Below are 17,899 nucleotides of genomic sequence, written 5' to 3'. Positions count from 1 at the left end.
TTCCTGTTAGTTATGTTGATTCTTTGTTTAAACGAGGTATGTCCTTCTATACTGGAAGGAAATGGTTCCTTTCTTTGCATACAAGGATGGTTGATTTGAAAAAGCTTTTCATCACGGCGGCGTTAACCGGTTTTTTCGCCAGTCACCCTAGCTACGCCGCAGACAGTTACCTGGTTTATAACACGAATAATGTTGCCGTCTTCCAGGTTCGTTTCTTTGATGTGGGTGATGGCCCTTTTATGCCGAATTATCCGCAGCCAATTGAGTCAACCTGGGATCTGAATAACCAACAGAAAGAAAAAATACTGGATGCGATGCGGTACTGGGCTGAAGTTATTACCCCCAGACCCGATCAATTGCCAGCCATCATCAACGTAGGCACTTTTAATGAGGTGAATGCTGCAGGCTCCAGCGAATCGGTAACCGATGGTGTAATCAGCATTACCCAATTGCAGGGGGCTTTGAACGGTATTGATACCGGCGAGCTAACCTTCGGTTCTCATGGCCAATTTATCATGGGAAAAATGGATTTTGATAATATTCTCTATGTTCCAGCGCAATTACCCCGCTCCGGAAAAACGGATCTGGTCAGTGTTGCCGTTCATGAATTGGCTCATGGGTTGGGTATCTCTAATATGGCCACCGATTGGGCTGGGGAGGGGACATTTACCCCCGCTTTTGACGCCGATCAGCCTTTTGGTTCCTGGACTGAGCATCTGCGTGATGACAATGGAAATCCGGCACGCCCCGGTCAGGTCATACTGTGTGAGGGGTGTAATAACGCATGGGAGCCGCAAGGTTTTGATGTGCGCCTCGATAAGGGGTATTTCGCGGGTAAACACGTGGATGAAGTGCTGGCGGGCGCCATGCCTGGTGTTCCGGTAAGAATGTTGGCTGACGATGGCTCGGTTGACGATAACTATATGAGCCATATCGAGCTGAAAAACAGCATGATGAGCCACCAGAATTACCGCAACTACACCACGTTTATGGAAGCCGAGTTGGCGTTATTGCAGGACATGGATTATCAGATCGATCGGCGTAATTTCTTCGGTTTTTCGCTCTATGGTGATGGGCAGACGCTGGTTAATCGACAGGGTTACTTTTTACGTAACAAGCAGGGCGATGGCTACATCACGGGGCAGTATAATACCGCGACATTGGGCGTTGGCTTGCATGTTTACGGCAGCAATAACCACATCTTCCAGCAAGCGGATCTGTTAACACAAGGCGCCGGTGGGGCTGGTATTCGTATCGATGGACAAAACAACACGCTGAACGTTGAGCCTGGCACTCGCGTATACGCAGACGGGGTCAATGGCCGCGGCGTGATGTTTGCTTATGGCAAGAACCATAATCTTATTCAGCGAGGCGATGTCCAAGCGCTAGGCGCAAATGGCGTTGCCCTCAGTTTTGATTTTGGCAATAACCTGCTGGGCAACGATGTGGATTACCGGGGATCCTGGATACATTATGTTGGTGGACAGGTTGCAACATTATTGCCGGAGCTACAGGGGGCGCTGGTCAATAATGCGGATATTAGCGGCCGGGTTACCGCTAAAGGTGCGGCGATTTATATCTCACCAAACGCGCTGGTCAACAATATCAATCTATTAAATGGTACCCAGCTGGAAGGGAATATCTACTCGGATTATAACCAGTTGGATGAGCATGGCCAGCAGCGCCTGACCCAGTTTACCTTTGGGCGCCTGGCCAATTTGCAAGGGCAGGCAACCGATCAGGCAGACCCCAATTTCCGGTTCAACTACCGGGGAAATATTGAAGGTATCGACAATCTGGCGCTGAGCACTCGCGGGGGGATCACTTCGCTTAATGGCCACCACCAGATTTACAGCATGTCTATCGCACCAGGCTCCATGCTGGCTGGCAACAGCGATTATACCTTGAACCCGGCGGGCCGCTTTGTGAATGACGGTATCCTTGCGCCAGGTAATTCGTTAGGGAAAATCGAGGTCACCGGCCTCTATCAACAGGGCGAGAATGGACAGTTGCTGTTGGAGGTTGATGGCCGTGGTGGACACGATACCTTGGTGGTCAATGGCCATGCTGAATTCAACGGTCAACTGACGTTCGCACCGCAGCCAGACTGGTATGCAACAGACTGGCGGCTGGATTCGGGCGAGATGTTGAAAGCCACCTCGCAGAGCGGAGAATTCCGCACGGTGAACGGTTTACTCAGCTCGCCTACGCTGGCCTTGCAGGCAACACCAGAGGGTGAGGATCGTTGGCAACTCGCGATGCTGCGTGCTGACAACGCCTACAGCCAGTATGCGCAGGACAACAATGCGCGGCAGGTCGGCCAGGCGCTGGACCACATTGTGTCGGTCGCAGGTGCAGACATCCAGCCGCTGTACCGTACTCTGGACTTTTCTGCCGCTGACGGTGGGAGCATCAGCAGCGCTTTGCCGCAGCTCTCTCCTGCTGCGTACAGTGCGATGTTCGCCAGTTCTCTTCATCGTGAACAGCAGATTACACGAATTGTCAGTGGCTCTCATCCCACCACGCCAGAGCAGCAGGTTGTAGGCGAATGGCATAGTTTTGCCATACCCTTTGGTGGCGGTTTTTGGCAGCAGCGCCAAGGCGATCGGGTTGGCTATGATGCCAGCAGCTACGGCATAATCTTTGGTGCTGAAAAGCGCAGCGAACAGAATAGCGACTGGGTTTATGGCTTCCATGGTGCAGTCAGTGGGCAATCGGTAACGGTCAAAGCACCAGAAAACGCCACCGGTAAAACCACGGCTTTCGATCTGGGCATCCAGGCTCGTTATGCCGCCGATCGGCAAGCGGGGATGTATTTATTCGGCAATGGTCGGTTTGGCATTGAAGATAGCCGTTTGGATCGCAGCATCAGCGTCGAAACTTATCAGGCGAGCCAACATGCCAGTTGGACCGGCCTGGCGGGTTCTGTCGCTGCTGGTGGCGGCTACCGCTGGGCGCTGAATGACCAATGGAGCGCTGGCCCGGTGGCCGCACTGAATTACACTACCCTGCATCGCCCAAGCGTGACGGAAACGGGCAGCGACAGTAGCCGCCTGGCGCTAGGTTCGAGCACTTTTGATTCTCTGCGCTCCAGCATTGGGGTCAACAGCAGTTGGGATCTACCGCTCTCTTCGGGCGCTGCTATTGCTGCCGATCTGCAACTTACCTGGGATCACGAGTTGCTGGACAGTGACGTATCGCAAGAAGCCTCTTTCGCCAACTACCGCGCGGCGAGCTTCAGCAACAAGAATCAGGTGACTGGGCGTGACTCCATGGGGGTGAAAGCCGGGGTTCGTTATCAAATCAATAGGGATGTGGAGCTGGGCTTGGGAGTAGAGAGCGAGCTGTTCCGTTCTGGTTATGACTCGGTAGCGGGCAACCTTTCGGCCACCTGGCGTTTCTGACAGGCCGGTATGATAAAAGAAAAAGGCGCTTGACCCATGAGGTAAAAGCGCCTTTTTTCAACAGCTTGACTGACTAGTATCAGTTCATGCCGTATTTTTTCAATTTCTTACGCAGTGTACCGCGGTTGATCCCCATCATCAGGGCAGCACGGGTCTGGTTGCCACGGGTGTACTGCATCACCATGTCCAACAGTGGCTGTTCAACTTCAGCCAGTACCAGCTCATACAGATCGTTAACGTCTTGACCGTTCAGTTGAGCAAAATAGTTCTTCAGTGCTTGCTTAACCGAGTCACGCAGAGGCTTTTGAGTCACTTGGTCCTGTGAGTTCACGGTTGAAACGGTCAGTACGTCAGAATTTACGCGTTGTTCGAACATAGTTCTGTCAGCTCTTTTTTGTTACGCAAGATTTTCGAAATATGCCTCCAACGCCTCCAGCTGTTCGCTGGCATCCTCTATGGCGTTGAATGTGCGCCGAAACTGGTCATTAGGGGCATGCTCCTGTAAGTACCAAGAGACGTGCTTTCGAGCAATCCGGAATCCCTTGCCTTGGCCGTAAAAGCCGTGCAATTCCCGAATATGCCCTATTAACAAGCGCTTCACTTCGCCAAGTGGCATCGGTGGCAGCAGCTCCCCAGTGTCCAGATAATGCTGGATTTCCCGGAAGATCCAGGGTCTCCCCTGAGCAGCACGGCCTATCATCAGGGCATCAGCCCCAGTGTAGTCGAGCACTGCTCTGGCTTTATGCGGGTCAGTAATGTCGCCATTCGCGATAATCGGAATGGCGACATTCTGCTTAACTGCCCGAATGCTGTCGTACTCCGCGTTGCCGTTGAACAGGCAGGCACGGGTTCGGCCATGAATCGTCAGGGCCTGTATACCACAATCTTCGGCCAGTTGGGCAATTTCTACACAGTTACGGTTCTCTGGTTCCCAGCCGGTTCGGATCTTAAGTGTTACCGGCACATCCACCGCGTTAACCACCGCGAGGAGGATCTGTCTAACCAGATCCGGGTACTGCAGTAACGCAGACCCTGCAAGCTTCCGGTTCACTTTCTTGGCTGGGCACCCCATATTGATGTCGATGATCTGTGCACCGCTGGCCACATTAATGCGCGCCGCGGCGGCCATATCATCAGGATCACATCCGGCTATTTGCACGGAACGGATCCCTGGTTCATCGCTATGTACCATACGCAGACGTGACTTATCCGTGCGCCACACCTCCGGGTTGGAGGAGAGCATTTCGGATACAGCCATCCCAGCACCCATTGCATGACATAAGGTTCTGAATGGGCGATCTGTGATGCCGGCCATCGGGGCCGCAATCAGGCAATTTGTTAACTGGTGGTGTCCAATGCGCATAGACAAAGACTGACCATACTGTGTCCGCAAGGGCGCGTATATTACGCATTTTTTCATTCAGATGAAAGGCCAAACTTTGACCAATCGACAGTTATTGGGCAATAAAAGTGCGCTTATGCACCCTTGATGAAAATATTATGTTTATTTAACAATGTGTTGGATGAATGCGCTTAATTTTTGCGCGCTAAAATATTCCACTAACGACAGGATTTTATCTTTACGTGCCGGTAATAACAGATCGTAACATCAGGTTATTTGTAACATTCTCAGCTTAATACTTTGACAAACCGGCAAGAATGGTGCTGGGAATTACCGCCGCCCCAGTGAGGGGTAGCGGCAGTTGTCGCTGGGAAAAATCAATCGACGATGACGCGGCCGTTCAGCGGCTGTACTGGGCGATTGTTGTTATGGTGGACTACCGAGTGGAATTGACTGATTTGTTCGGCAGAAGCGCTTACAGGCTGATCTAGCACCAACCAGCTGACCCCTTCAGAACAGGGTGGCGTCGTCAGCGAACCGCTGAAGCGGTAAAAGTTAAACTGTTTCGGCAGCAGCGCTTTGATATCCAGCGGTTTGTTCAGCACGGCGGTCTGATCGACAGCGGCAGGCATTTGTTGCCAGGCCTGCGCCAGTTGCGGATTGGTTTTACCTTGCTGGAACATCAGGGCCAGCACCGCCAGGGCACCGTCTTTGTCCTTGTAGACAAAGTGCGCTTCCAGTGGGAACTGCTTGCCGTCGATCTCGTTTTCGCTCGGGGCGTGGAAATGGAACTGCTGTAGCGTGAAGGTGTCGTTATCCAACCGCAGGGTGTTGCCTTCGCTGACGTTGACTTGAATGGTGTGCCCGTTGTTGACGATTTGCTGTTTGCCCGGCTGGAAAGCCAGCTCAAGCTTGCCGTGCTGGGTTTTCAGCGCGCCCTGGATGTTGACCGGGGACTGGTTTTTACCGGTTTCACACAGTGAAAAATCGGGTGAAAGCTTACCCCAATGCGCCGGGTCTTCCTGGCCTTCATAACCCCAATGAGCATGTTCTGCGGCCCCGATCGAGAAGCTGGCGGCCAACAGGGTAGCCAGCAACATTTTTCCTTTCATTTCCTAATCCTTGTCCAATGAAAATACCAATTATCCTGGGTGGGCGGCTCGTATGCTGCGGGCCACCTTCACTCCGAGCAGGAGAATACGCCCAGCAAGTGTCGGGATAAACTGGCGGATTCTTAGGAAAAGAAAAAACCATCGGAACTGTTTAAATTTCCGATGGTTTTTGGCATGCGGGGAAAATGTAACTAGTTGCGTTGGCCGGTGATGCGGCACCATTCTTCACGCTCGGCCACCGGGTCGAGATTGAATTTATCCTGATAGGCTTCGGCTACGCTGGCGGCTTGAGTTGCCAGTACGCCTGACAGGCCCAGATAGCCGCCGGATTTTGGCAGGTCGCTGATCAACGGTGCCAGTTCACGCAGCGGGCCAGCGAGAATGTTCGCCACCACCACATCGGCCAGCAGATCGGCTGGCTGGTCTTTTGGCAGATACAGCTCAAGACGCTCTGAAACGCCGTTACGCTGCGCGTTGTCACGGCTGGCCTGAATGGCCTGGGGATCGATGTCGATGCCAATGGCGCGGGCGGCACCCAGTTTTAACGCGGCAATCGCCAGGATGCCGGAGCCACAGCCGAAGTCGATGACGGTTTTGCCAGCCAGATCCAATCCATCCAGCCATTGCAGGCAAAGCGCGGTGGTCGGGTGTGTGCCGGTGCCAAACGCCAGGCCTGGGTCTAGCATGACGTTCACCGCGTCCGGATCGGGCACGTCACGCCAGCTTGGGCAAATCCACAGGCGCTCGCCAAAACGCATCGGGTGGAAGTTATCCATCCACTCACGTTCCCAGTCTTTATCTTCCAACTGCTCGATTTTGTGGCGGAAACCGCTGCCCAACAGCGGATGCTGTTCAAGTATGGCGACCACTTCGGCCATATCGGTTTCGGCATCATACAGGCCGATCACATCGGTATCGCCCCACAGCAGGGTTTCGCCCGGCAGCGGTTCAAAGACCGGGTTGTCGTGGGTGTCCTGGAAGGTGACCGACACCGCGCCGCTTTCAACCAACGCATCGCTCAGGTCTTCTGCCTGGCTGCCGGTGGTGTTCAGTTTTAGTTGGATCCAAGGCATAACAATTCTCTCAAGAGGGTAAGGACGACGCCAACTGGCGCTTTTCGCCGTAGACGTTACCGAGATAAAACGCCAACAGGCTGAGTAACAGCGAAGGCACAATAGGATGCAATCCGGCCAGTTGCAGGCCGAAGCTGGCTAATAGCGTATAGCATAACGCACCGGTGACCATTGAGCTAAGGGCTCCCTGCGCGTTGGCGCGTTCCCAGTACAGGCCCAGCACCAGCGGCCAGAGGAATACCGCTTCCAACCCGCCGAACGCCAGCAGGTTCAGCCAGATGATCATTTCAGGCGGGCGCCAGGCGGCCAGCAGCACCAGTAATCCGAGGATCAGCGTGGTCAGGCTGGAGAAGCGTTTGATCATCTTCTCATTGTTCATCTGCAGCGGACGCACGCCCAGATAGAGGTCTTTGATGATGGTGGCAGAGGATTGCAGCAGCTGCGCATTGATGGTCGACATGATCGCCGCCATCGGTGCGGCCAGGAAGATCCCTGCGGCGTAAGGGGGCAGCACGGTGATCATCAACGTCGGGATCACCTGATCGGGGATCTTCAGATCTGGCAGAACCGCACGACCCAGGGCGCCAGCCAGATGCATACCAAACATCAGAATAGCCACCACGATGGTGCCGAGAATAATGCCACGGTGCACGGCTTTGCTGTCTTTATACGAGATACAGCGCACGGCGGTGTGCGGCAGGCCTATTACGCCAAAGCACACCAGGATCCAGAACGAAGCCATAAACGGCAGGCTGAGGATCTGCTCGCCACCTTGCGGTGAGACCAAAGCCGGATCGATCTGTTGCAGCTTATCGACCGCGCTATGCAAGCCGCCCGCCGCATGGATCACCGCAACCAGCAGTAATATCGTGCCTATCAACATCACCAGCCCCTGCATGGCATCGTTCAGCACGCTGGCACGAAAGCCGCCAAACGCGGTGTACAACGCAATGCTGATACCAAATATCAGCAGGCCGGTGTCATAAGGAATACCCGCAGCGGTCTCGAGCAGGCGTGCGCCGCCGATAAACTGAACCGTCATTGCCCCAAGGAAGGCGACCAACAGACTTAGACTGGCTAGCCATACCAGCAAGCGGCTCTGATAGCGGGCGAACAGCATGTCGTTAAGGGTGATGGCATTGTAGCGCCGCGCCAGAATGGCAAACTTTTTCCCCAACACGCCAAGTGAAAGCCATACGGCAGGCAATTGGATCATCGCCAGCAGCACCCAGCCAAGGCCATATTTATAGGCGGCACCCGGCCCACCGATAAACGAGCTGGCGCTGATATAGGTGGCGGTCAGCGTCATGGCCAACACAAAGCCGCCCATAGAACGGTTACCGAGGAAATATTCACTCAGGAAGTTACCGCTTTGGCGACGGGTATAGGCATACACCGAAAGGCCAAACACCAGCAACAGATAGGCAATCAGCGGCAGAATGACCTCAGTTTGCATCGCTATCCTCCAGGGGGATATCGCGGAAGATGCCGCGTACCATCAGCCAGCACAGGCCAATAAACAGCAGCGGTACCAGCAGGCAGGCCATTTCGAACCAGTGTGGCAGCCCGGTGATCCCGGCGTTGCTGTCTGGCAGATAGGCCGCCAGCGACCAGGCCAGCAGGTAAAACAGCGTCAGGCCCAGTGCCCAGCGGGCTTCACGGTTAGCTTGAACAAAGCGTTGTTCCATCCGTGCCTCCAAGGGGTTTACGGTTATGGATTGGCAAAGGAGGGGATTTTACGACAAGGGACGGTTTTGCCAAGCCGTTATGTTGGTAATCGGGATAAAAAACCGGCCAAAGGCTGGCCGGCTGATGGCTTTACGCCTGCTGTGCAATAAAATGCTCGATCTGCGCCAGGCTGGATAACCCTTCCATCGGCCCCTTATGGGAAACCGCCAAGGCACCGCTGGCATTGGCATACTGCAACGCTTTTTCTGCGCTGAAGCCGGACAGGAACAGGCTGACAAAGGTAGCGCCAAAGCAGTCGCCCGCTCCGGTCGGATCGACCATCTTGCTGCTATAGCCTGGAGTGTGTAGCTCCTGCGTCTGGCCATTTTGTTGCTGGTAATGGCTGGCCCCTTTCTCGCCACGCTTGATCACGATATGGCTCACGCCGCTGGCCAACAGTTCCTGCACGATATCCGCTTCCTGTTGGTTTTTGCTGCTGGCAAAGTGATGCACTTCTCCTTCGCTGGGCAGGAAGATATCGGTATATTCGAGGATGTAATCGAAGGCCTGGCTCATCTCAGGGATATTGAGCATCTCTTTGCGAATGTTGGGATCGAACGACACCGTCCCCTTATTGGCCTTGACGATCTGGATCGCCCGGCGCATGGCATCGATGATACGAAATGAGAACAGCGAAGAACCCATAATGTGAAAATGCTGGCACTGGTTCAGCAAGCCCAGATCGATGTGGTCGGCGGTAAAGAAGCCGCAGGCGCTGTTGGGGATATTGAAGATAAAATCGCGTTCCAGCGGGTTGCGATAGCTGACAAATGCCGTGCCGGTCGGGGCCTTGTCGATCACGCTGATGCCGTCGGTGATCACGCCTTCCAGACGCAGGCGTTCGATATTCAGACGGCCAAAATCGTCGTTGCCCACGCAGCCAAACAGCGTGGAGCCAAAGCCAAGCCGCGCCACCTGAGCGGCATAGATAGCCGGTGCCCCGCTGGGGAACGGCCCAAGAAACTCGCCTGGCTGAGTAAATCCCTGATTATAATTTTTTGAAAGGAATTCAACCAGTAACTCACCCATCGTGCAGATGCTAACTGACATAAGTGCCCCTTTATTCCCCGATCGTTTCCCGGTTGGCCCAGGTAAAACATTCGTTATTGGTGTAGCGGATGCTGAAGTCGGATTCGAATAATTGCTGCTGATAATGTTCATTCACGCCACGGTTGGTCACCAGATTATCTACCTGGCTGAGGTGGCCGATAGTCCCGATCGCACTGGCCTGAATGGGCAAATGGGTAATGATGGCGGTTTTATTCTGCGCCTTGTCCAGGCAGCGTTGGTAATGGGACGCCAACAGCGGCTGATCGATATTCAGGATGCCGGAGCTGTCCGTAATGCTGGCCTCGAGAATGCAGTGGTTGATGGTGAACTGTTGGATCACGCTATCCAACGCTTTACCGCTCAGCGCGGTATGCGAGCGGATCAACTCCCCACCCGCGACGATAATCTCACCGTCCAAAAACTGATCGGCCAGGATCGCATGCTGTAAGTCATTGACGATCAGCCGCAGCTTTTTCAGGCCGCTCAGGAACGGGATGATCTTGCGGCAGATATCGCCATGGCCGAGAAATAGCGTATCGCGATCGGCAATCATCCTGGCGCAGTGGCGGGCGATTTCCAACTGGTTAGCCAGCGTGAGTGGGGGCAGGGCGATCCCTGGTTCGATCGGCTCCGCCAGCGGCTGCGTTGGGGTGGCAATGGCACCGCCAAAGGATCGCTTGAGGTAACCTTGCTGTTCCAGGTAGCTGAGATCGCCACGGATCGTCACGCCGGAAACCCCTAACTGGGCAGAAAGATCGTCGACCTTGATCTCCCCTTGCTGGCCGACGATTTCAGCAATTTTCAATCTGCGTTTCAGCAGGTTAGATGACTTTCTGGGCACATTCGCCCCCATCGTTAAACGGTAATAAGGGCTACTATATCCTTCATACTTTCTAATTGAAAGTAATACCCACGCAGGCTTTCGTTATTTTGAAAGTCAGGATTGGGCTAGTGTTTGGGTTTATATTTTTATTATTATTCATGTTATTAGGTGATGCTCGATGGAGGGTATACACCCGAGATTGGGTGATCTTAAGCGCACAAACACCGGTACATACCTTATGTTTCGTAATCAAAATCTAGTTAGATTACGTTTTGAAAGTTATTTGATAATCTTCGATCCCTGTCACGCTTTTTTGCGCGTTTTCTCTCTATATTCGGTTTCACTTGGAAAGTTTATCTAACTAAATTTTCATTTTGTAATTACCGACTGCGGTATCAGGTTCGGGATCGAGGAGAATCGATGTACATCATTTCAAGCAAGAATATGCTGCAGAAAGCGCAGCAGCAAGGGTACGCGGTGCCGGCATTCAACATCCACAACCTGGAAACCTTGCAGGTGGTGGTCGAAACCGCTGCACAGTATCGTTCGCCAGTGATCCTGGCGGGAACGACCGGCACTTACCGCTACGGTGGGCTGGAAAACATCATCATGATCGTCAAGGCACTGGCGCATGAGTACCAGATCCCGCTGGCGTTACATTTGGATCATCACGAAGAGCCCGCCGATATCTACCATAAGATCAACGCCGGGATCCGTTCCGTGATGATCGACGGCTCTCACTTTCCTTTTGAAGAAAACGTGGCGCTGGTCAAACAAATCGTTGAATACAGCCACCGCTACGATGCCAGCGTTGAGGCTGAGCTAGGCCGCCTGGGAGGCCAGGAAGACGACCTGATCGTGGAAGGGAAAGACGCTATCTACACCTCGCCGGAGGCGGCGGTGGAGTTTGTTGCTCGTACCGGGATCGATTCGCTGGCGGTGGCTATTGGTACCGCGCATGGCCTGTACCAGTCCGAGCCCAAGCTGGATTTTGCCCGCCTGGAACAGATCCGCGATCGTGTGGAAGTGCCGCTGGTGCTGCATGGGGCTTCCGGCCTGAGCGATAGCGATATCCGCCGCTGTATCCGTTTAGGCATCTGCAAGGTCAACGTGGCTACCGAGCTGAAAATCGCTTTCTCGGATGCTCTGAAAGCGTATTTCCACCAGCATCCTGATGCCAATGATCCGCGCCATTATATGCAACCAGCGAAAAGCGCCATGCAACGGGTAGTGGAAAAAGTGATTGGCGTATGTGGCTGTGAAGGAAAGCTTTAAACATTAACAAGTAACCCCCTACAAAACAGCAAGCTAAACAAGCAGAAATAATAAAAACTGAGGATAGATCATGCATAAATTAAAGGTATTAGGTTCGGTGCTGGCCATCGGGCTGGCAGTATTCTCGCAGGCAACGTTAGCCAAGGAATATAAAATTGGTGCATCGCTGCTAACGCAACAGCATCCGTTCTATATTGATCTGGCCGACGCAATGAAAGCGGAAGCCAAGAAAGACGACGTGGTGCTGAACATTTCAATTGCCAATCAGGATCTGAATAAACAACTTTCTGACGTAGAAGACTTTATTACCAAGAAGGTCGACGCCATTATTATTTCGCCGGTGGATTCCAAAGGCGTGCAGGCGGCGATTATCAAAGCGGAGAAAGCCGGTATTCCGGTTATTACCGTTGATGTGGCCGCCGAGGGCGTACCGGTGGTCACTCACGTGGCTACCGACAACTACGCCGGTGGCGTCGAAGCGGGCAAGCTGATGGGCAAACTGCTCAACGGTAAAGGCAAGGTAGCGATTATTGATTATCCGGCGCTGCAATCGGTGGTGGCACGCGTGGACGGCTTCAAGAAAGGGTTGGCCGATACGCCTGACGTGAAGATTGTGGCGATCCAAACCGGCATCACCCGGGCGGAAGCGTTAACCGTGGCGCAGAACATGATGCAGGCGCACCCGGATCTGAATGGCCTGTTTGGTTTTGGCGATGATGCCGCGCTGGCTGCGGTGATCGCCGCCAAATCCGCTCGTAACGACAATATCAAGATCATCGGTTTCGACGGGATGAAAGAAGCTCGCGACGCCGTCGACAGCGACAAGACCTTCGTGGCAGTTATCCGCCAATACCCAGACCAAATGGGCGCCAAGGCAATTGATGCCGCCGTCGACCATTTGAATGGTAAACCTGTAGCGAAAATGATCCCGGTCGCACCTGGTGTTTACACCGGTAAATAGCCCCTCACCCGAACCCTCTCCCACAGGGAGAGGGAGCTGTCCGGAGTATGCAGTTAGCCCATACAGCTTCGGAAAGTAGGGCGTAATAAGAAGGGCAGGGTATTACGCAGAGAAATCAGTGAACTCGATCGGTCCCCTCTCCCTGCGGGAGAGGGTTAGGGCCACGTGGGTGGAGGAAATAATGACGGATACGGTGCTGGCGGTAACGGAAATAGCCAAAAGTTTCGGCCATGTTAACGCATTAAAAAATGTCAGCCTGAAAATACGCAAAGGTAAAGTCCATACGCTACTGGGCGAAAATGGTGCCGGTAAATCCACGCTAATGAAAATCCTGGCAGGAATTTATCCGCCGACCAAAGGGGAAATACTCCTCAAAGGGCAAAACGTCACTATTAACAACCCACAGCATTCCAGAAAGTTGGGTATCGCGATTATTTTTCAGGAACTGAGCCTGAGCAATAATATGAGCGTAGCAGAAAATATCTACGCTAATAATGAGCCAACCCGCTTTGGTTTTATTAACGATAGCCAGATGGTGGATGATTGCCAACGCCTGCTGGCGGATTTGGCCATTCCGCTCGATCCGCAGCAAATTGTCGGCACCATGTCGATGGCCCAGCGCCAACTGGTAGAGATTGCCAAGGCGCTGAGCTACCCAGCAGATGTCGTGATCATGGATGAACCAACGTCGTCGCTGAGCGATAACGAGGCCGACATCCTGTTTGGCATTATCGACAAGCTGAAACAGCGCGGCTGCGCGGTGATTTATATCTCGCACCGCATGGATGAGATCATGCGGGTATCTGATGATATCTCGGTGCTGCGCGACGGTGAGTTCATTGCTACCCATGATAAACACCAGACCGATATTCACCGGCTGATTGCCCAGATGGTTGGCCGCGAAATGACCAACATCTACCCGCCACGCATCGGCGAACCTCCTTCAGCAGAGCAAGTGCCGGTGTTGGAAGTCAGGCAGTTTTCGCAGGACAAACTGTTTCATGATATCCATTTCTCACTACGTGCAGGTGAAGTGCTGGGCTTTTTTGGGCTGGTGGGATCGGGGCGTTCAGACGTGATGAAGGCCATTTTTGGCCTGACTGGCTATCAAGGTGAAATTCGCATCGATGAGGCGGTAGTCACTATTCGCAATCCAAAGCAGGCGATAGAGCATGGCATCGCCTTTGTGACGGAAAACCGCAAGGAGGAGGGGTTGGTGCTGATGCATGACGTAAGCATGAACACCCATCACGTCGCCTTTCAGTATGCGGGTTCCAGCCTGATCAACCATAAGCACGAAGAGGCGAAAACCCAGCAGGCGATCCGGCGGATGAACATCAAGGTCAGTTCGCCACACCAGCTGGTCAGCACCCTGAGCGGCGGCAATCAGCAAAAGATCGTGCTGTCGAAATGGTTGGAAAAAGTGCCACGGATCTTAATCCTCGACGAGCCAACGCGCGGCGTGGACGTCGGTGCCAAGTTCGAGATTTATAACGTCATACGCCAGCTTGCTGCGCAGGGTACTGCCATTATCTTGATCTCTTCCGAACTGCCGGAAGTCATGGCGCTCAGCGATCGGCTGGTGGTGATGCGCGCCAAGCAGATCGCCGACGTTTTTGCCACCGCTGGACTCACGCAAACCCAAGTCATGACCGCAGCAACAGGAGTGAAATAATGAGCGATAAAGTGCTGGCCGCCGAGGGCCATTCGGCGTTCAACGGGCCAGGGAAACTGGCAAAAGCCGCCAAGCAGTACGGCGGCATACTGGCGGGCCTGGTGGCCTTGGTGATCCTGTTCAGCGTGATCAACGACAGCTTCCTGAGCGTGAATAATATTACCAATATTATTTTGCAGGTCTCGATCATTGCCATCACCGCCTATGGCATGACTTACGTGCTGTTGCTGGGGGATATCGATCTTTCGGTGGGATCAACCATTGCGCTGGTGGGGACCTTTGCTGCGCTTGGTCTGTCGTTTGGCATCCCGTTTATTCTGGTGATCCCGCTGTCGATTATGGCCGCGCTGGTGCTGGGCCTGGTTAACGGTAGCCTGACTGCGCTGGCCGGTATCCCGTCGTTTATCGTTACCGTTGCGACGATGGGCATCTTCCGGGGCATTGCCTATATCGTCACCGACGGCACGCCGATCATGATCAAAAACGAGGCGTTTCTGGCGCTGGGCAACGGCGAGTTCCTCTATATCCCGATCCCAATCTGGATCCTGTTGGTGTTGCTGATCGTCAACCATTTCATCCTGTCGAAAACCACCTTTGGGCGCAAAATTTATATCACCGGCGGCAATAAAGAGGCCGCGATCTATTCGGGGATTAACGTTTCTGCCTTGAAAATAAAGGTCTTTATGATCACCGCCGTAATGGCGGGCATCAGCGGCATGATCCTGGCTTCACGGCTGTATTCCGGCCAGCCTAACGCCGCGCTGAGCTATGAGCTGGATGCTATCGCCGCCGCAGTGTTAGGCGGCACCAGCCTGAATGGAGGTTACGGCACGGTGATTGGCACCATGATTGGTGCGCTGACCATCGGGGTCATCAACAACGGTATGAATTTAATGAACGTGCCTTATTTCTATCAAATGGTGGTGAAGGGACTGGTGATCCTTATCGCGGTGTATGTCGACGTCCGAAACAAGAAGAAACGCGGCTAACGATCACAGGCAGATTTGTATAAGGAACGGGACAATGAGAAAAATTTATACCATCGGCGAGATCCTGGTTGAGATCATGGCCGATAAGGTTGGCCAATCTTTTACCCATCCAGGCTTATGGAATGGCCCTTTCCCCAGCGGTGCCCCGGCGATTTTTATCGACCAGGTGACCAAGCTGGGCGGGCAGTGCGGCATTATCAGCTGCGTGGGTAATGATGGCTTCGGCACGCTGAATATCGAACGCCTAAAGGCTGACGGAGTGGATACGCGCGGTATCCGTGTGTTGCCGCATGAGACGACCGGCAGCGCCTTCGTCACTTACCACTCTAACGGCGATCGCGATTTTATTTTCAATATCAAGAACGCAGCCTGTGGGAAATTATCGGCCGAGCATGTGAACGCCGAACTGCTGCAGGACTGCCAGCACTTTCACATCATGGGTTCATCGCTGTTTTCCTTCCATATGGTGGACGCGGTGAAGAAGGCGGCAGGGATCGTCAAAGCGAACGGCGGCACCTTGTCTTTCGACCCGAATATCCGCAAGGAAATGCTCAATATCCCCGAGATGCGTGATGCGCTGCATTACGTGCTGGAGCTGACCGATATCTATATGCCGAGCGAAGGCGAAGTGATGCTGCTGTCCTCCCAAACCACGCTGGATGAGGCGATTGCTCGCTACCTGAAGGACGGCATTAAAGAAGTGGTGGTGAAACGCGGCAGTAAAGGGGCGAGCTATTATTCCGCGGATGAAACCCTGCATATCGACAGCTATACCGTAGACGAGGTCGATCCGACCGGGGCGGGCGACTGCTTTGGCGGCGCTTACATTGCTTGCCGGTTACAGGGGCACAGCGTTTCCCAGGCGCTGCGCTATGCCAATGCCTGTGGTGCACTGGCGGTAACCCGGCGTGGGCCAATGGAAGGGACCTCTACCTTCGCTGAAATCGACACTTTCTTGCAGCAGCAACGGACCGTGCCGGTCGGCGCGCTGTAAATAACATTCCAACGTCTTGAATATTCAGTTCAGGACATTGCTTTACCCTATGAATTTCAAGTCACAGCTAGGCGACAAGCTTGTTCATCCCCAGGAGCTTTCTTTTAGAAAGTGATTGGGGTGGGCAAGTGCAGGTAGCAACGCTGTGACTTGAAAGGCGACGGGTAAATGAGGCCATAAGCATGAAATCTATTATCCAGCAGCATAAAAGCGGCAAGCATATTGGTATCTGTTCGGTTTGCTCGGCACATCCGTTGGTGATTGAGGCCACGTTGCGTTTTGACCTGGCTAGCCAGCGTAAGGTATTGATTGAGGCCACCTCCAACCAGGTGAACCAATTTGGCGGCTACACCGGGATGAAACCGGCGGATTTTCGCGAGTTTGTGTATGCCATTGCCGCCAAGATTGGCTTCCCGCAGTCACGCTTGATATTGGGGGGTGACCATCTTGGGCCGAACTGTTGGCAGGATGAACCGGCTGGGCTGGCGATGGAGAAAGCCGAACGCCTGATTGCCGATTACGTTCAGGCTGGGTTCAGTAAAATTCATCTGGATGCTTCCATGTCCTGCGCGGACGATCCGGTTCCTTTACCGCCAACGGTGGTGGCCGAGCGTGCGGCGCGGCTATGTGCGGTGGCGGAAGCGGCTGCCACCTCAGAGCAGCGGCAGGCGCTGAGCTACGTGATAGGTACGGAAGTGCCGGTTCCGGGTGGGGAAAGCCACGCTATCGCTCAGGTACACGTCACGCGGCCACAGGATGCCGCCGAGACCATCGAGACGCATCGGCAGGCGTTTGCTCGCTTAGGTTTGGAGCAGGCCATGGAGCGAGTGGTGGGGCTGGTGGTGCAGCCGGGAGTCGAGTTCGATCATTCCACGGTGATCCACTATCAGCCGGAACAGGCGCGCCAGCTTTCCGCCATGATTGAGTCAACGCCGTTGGTGTTTGAGGCCCACTCTACGGATTATCAAACCCCGAAAGCGTTCCGCCAGTTGGTGCGCGATCACTTTGCGATCCTGAAAGTCGGCCCGGCGCTGACCTTTGCCCTGCGTGAGGCGATCTTCAGCCTGGCGCTGATCGAGAAGGAGCTGATCGCCGCAGAACAGCAGAGCCACGTGCTGGCAGTGATCGACAGCGTGATGCAGGATGAGCCCAAGTATTGGAAGAAGTATTACGATCCGCGCCATTCGAAGGCGATGATCGATCTGCACTACAGCCTGTCCGATCGGATCCGCTATTACTGGCCTGAAGCGCGCATCAGCGCGGCCATCGACAAGCTGGTGGCAAACCTGAGCGGAGTAGCCATTCCGTTGGGTATGCTGAGCCAGTATTTCCCGCTGCAATTCCCACGCCTGATGGCTGGCGAGTGTGCCGGTGACCCACATAGCCTGATTATCGACAAGATCCAGGAGGTTTTGCGGGCGTATGCCTATGGGTGCGATACCCCTCACCCCATTAAATAAAAAAACACCGCAG

15 protein-coding genes are annotated in these 17,899 nt (G+C 53.9%); 7 read left to right on the top strand and 8 right to left on the bottom strand.

The features are described 5' to 3' along the window. The first annotated feature begins 86 nt into the window (after positions 1-86). Positions 87-3,404 (top strand): autotransporter domain-containing protein, encoded by a 3,318-nt coding sequence (locus IMQ33_RS13885; protein ID WP_196062351.1) that lies wholly within the window; start codon positions 87-89, stop codon positions 3,402-3,404. Between the two features lie 79 nt (positions 3,405-3,483). Here the strand turns inward: IMQ33_RS13885 and fis are convergent, their stop codons facing one another. The 8 genes from fis to IMQ33_RS13845 all read right to left on the bottom strand — a co-directional run bounded on the left by fis (position 3,484) and on the right by IMQ33_RS13845 (position 10,550). After that, complete coding sequence (gene fis / locus IMQ33_RS13880) at positions 3,484-3,780, bottom strand: DNA-binding transcriptional regulator Fis (RefSeq protein ID WP_000462905.1); 297 nt, start codon at positions 3,778-3,780, stop codon at positions 3,484-3,486. Positions 3,781-3,801: 21 nt separating this feature from the next. After that, entirely contained in the window at positions 3,802-4,767 is a 966-nt protein-coding gene (dusB, locus tag IMQ33_RS13875) for a tRNA dihydrouridine synthase DusB (protein WP_196062372.1), read from the bottom strand. A gap of 356 nt (positions 4,768-5,123) precedes the next feature. Further along, positions 5,124-5,858, bottom strand: coding sequence for a carbonic anhydrase (locus tag IMQ33_RS13870; protein ID WP_196062350.1), 735 nt, complete (start codon positions 5,856-5,858; stop codon positions 5,124-5,126). A gap of 191 nt (positions 5,859-6,049) precedes the next feature. Next, positions 6,050-6,931 carry a 50S ribosomal protein L11 methyltransferase gene (gene prmA / locus IMQ33_RS13865; RefSeq protein ID WP_024527981.1) on the bottom strand — a complete coding sequence of 294 codons (882 nt, stop codon included), beginning with the start codon at positions 6,929-6,931 and terminating at the stop codon, positions 6,050-6,052. A 10-nt stretch (positions 6,932-6,941) separates the two neighbouring features. After that, entirely contained in the window at positions 6,942-8,387 is a 1,446-nt protein-coding gene (panF, locus tag IMQ33_RS13860) for a sodium/pantothenate symporter (protein ID WP_098929665.1), read from the bottom strand. Continuing rightward, positions 8,377-8,619: a YhdT family protein gene (locus IMQ33_RS13855; RefSeq protein WP_065684790.1), complete on the bottom strand. Its 243-nt coding sequence runs from the start codon at positions 8,617-8,619 to the stop codon at positions 8,377-8,379. Before IMQ33_RS13855 ends, panF begins: the two co-directional genes overlap by 11 nt. Before the next feature lie 130 nt (positions 8,620-8,749). Next, positions 8,750-9,709: a sugar kinase gene (locus IMQ33_RS13850; RefSeq protein WP_098929667.1), complete on the bottom strand. Its 960-nt coding sequence runs from the start codon at positions 9,707-9,709 to the stop codon at positions 8,750-8,752. Between the two features lie 10 nt (positions 9,710-9,719). Continuing rightward, positions 9,720-10,550, bottom strand: a complete 831-nt coding sequence (locus tag IMQ33_RS13845) for a DeoR/GlpR family DNA-binding transcription regulator (RefSeq protein ID WP_226906674.1) — start codon at positions 10,548-10,550, stop codon at positions 9,720-9,722. 402 nt (positions 10,551-10,952) lie between these two features. Here IMQ33_RS13845 and IMQ33_RS13840 point away from each other — a divergent pair, with 402 nt between their 5' ends. From IMQ33_RS13840 to gatZ, 6 genes are all read left to right on the top strand, one after another. Beyond that, positions 10,953-11,807, top strand: coding sequence for a tagatose bisphosphate family class II aldolase (locus IMQ33_RS13840; protein WP_065684788.1), 855 nt, complete (start codon positions 10,953-10,955; stop codon positions 11,805-11,807). Positions 11,808-11,877: 70 nt separating this feature from the next. Continuing rightward, positions 11,878-12,768, top strand: a complete 891-nt coding sequence (locus tag IMQ33_RS13835) for a substrate-binding domain-containing protein (protein ID WP_098929671.1) — start codon at positions 11,878-11,880, stop codon at positions 12,766-12,768. Between the two features lie 181 nt (positions 12,769-12,949). Next, positions 12,950-14,443: a sugar ABC transporter ATP-binding protein gene (locus tag IMQ33_RS13830; RefSeq protein WP_196062349.1), complete on the top strand. Its 1,494-nt coding sequence runs from the start codon at positions 12,950-12,952 to the stop codon at positions 14,441-14,443. Continuing rightward, entirely contained in the window at positions 14,443-15,432 is a 990-nt protein-coding gene (locus tag IMQ33_RS13825; RefSeq protein ID WP_024527973.1) for an ABC transporter permease, read from the top strand. Before IMQ33_RS13830 ends, IMQ33_RS13825 begins: the two co-directional genes overlap by 1 nt. A 34-nt stretch (positions 15,433-15,466) precedes the next feature. Next, on the top strand, positions 15,467-16,426 hold the full coding sequence (locus IMQ33_RS13820) for a sugar kinase (RefSeq protein ID WP_196062348.1): 960 nt from the start codon (positions 15,467-15,469) through the stop codon (positions 16,424-16,426). 182 nt (positions 16,427-16,608) lie between these two features. Further along, the gene (gene gatZ / locus IMQ33_RS13815; protein WP_161739198.1) at positions 16,609-17,886 is read left to right on the top strand and encodes a tagatose-bisphosphate aldolase subunit GatZ; all 1,278 of its coding nucleotides are present in this window, start codon (positions 16,609-16,611) and stop codon (positions 17,884-17,886) included. Positions 17,887-17,899 lie beyond the last annotated feature (13 nt).

The sequence above is a fragment of the Serratia sp. Res13-Sevr-LER1-36-b genome, assembly GCF_015673035.1.
Taxonomy (GTDB): domain Bacteria; phylum Pseudomonadota; class Gammaproteobacteria; order Enterobacterales; family Enterobacteriaceae; genus Chania; species Chania fonticola_C.
This window is presented reverse-complemented; position numbering and strand designations above follow the sequence as displayed.

Coding starts and splice junctions, on each gene's coding strand:
- IMQ33_RS13885 (WP_196062351.1), top strand. CDS start 87: ATGGTTGATTTGAAAAAGCTTTTCATCACGGCGGCGTTAACCGGTTTT.
- fis (WP_000462905.1), bottom strand. CDS start 3,780: ATGTTCGAACAACGCGTAAATTCTGACGTACTGACCGTTTCAACCGTG.
- dusB (WP_196062372.1), bottom strand. CDS start 4,767: ATGCGCATTGGACACCACCAGTTAACAAATTGCCTGATTGCGGCCCCG.
- IMQ33_RS13870 (WP_196062350.1), bottom strand. CDS start 5,858: ATGAAAGGAAAAATGTTGCTGGCTACCCTGTTGGCCGCCAGCTTCTCG.
- prmA (WP_024527981.1), bottom strand. CDS start 6,931: ATGCCTTGGATCCAACTAAAACTGAACACCACCGGCAGCCAGGCAGAA.
- panF (WP_098929665.1), bottom strand. CDS start 8,387: ATGCAAACTGAGGTCATTCTGCCGCTGATTGCCTATCTGTTGCTGGTG.
- IMQ33_RS13855 (WP_065684790.1), bottom strand. CDS start 8,619: ATGGAACAACGCTTTGTTCAAGCTAACCGTGAAGCCCGCTGGGCACTG.
- IMQ33_RS13850 (WP_098929667.1), bottom strand. CDS start 9,709: ATGTCAGTTAGCATCTGCACGATGGGTGAGTTACTGGTTGAATTCCTT.
- IMQ33_RS13840 (WP_065684788.1), top strand. CDS start 10,953: ATGTACATCATTTCAAGCAAGAATATGCTGCAGAAAGCGCAGCAGCAA.
- IMQ33_RS13835 (WP_098929671.1), top strand. CDS start 11,878: ATGCATAAATTAAAGGTATTAGGTTCGGTGCTGGCCATCGGGCTGGCA.
- IMQ33_RS13830 (WP_196062349.1), top strand. CDS start 12,950: ATGACGGATACGGTGCTGGCGGTAACGGAAATAGCCAAAAGTTTCGGC.
- IMQ33_RS13825 (WP_024527973.1), top strand. CDS start 14,443: ATGAGCGATAAAGTGCTGGCCGCCGAGGGCCATTCGGCGTTCAACGGG.
- IMQ33_RS13820 (WP_196062348.1), top strand. CDS start 15,467: ATGAGAAAAATTTATACCATCGGCGAGATCCTGGTTGAGATCATGGCC.
- gatZ (WP_161739198.1), top strand. CDS start 16,609: ATGAAATCTATTATCCAGCAGCATAAAAGCGGCAAGCATATTGGTATC.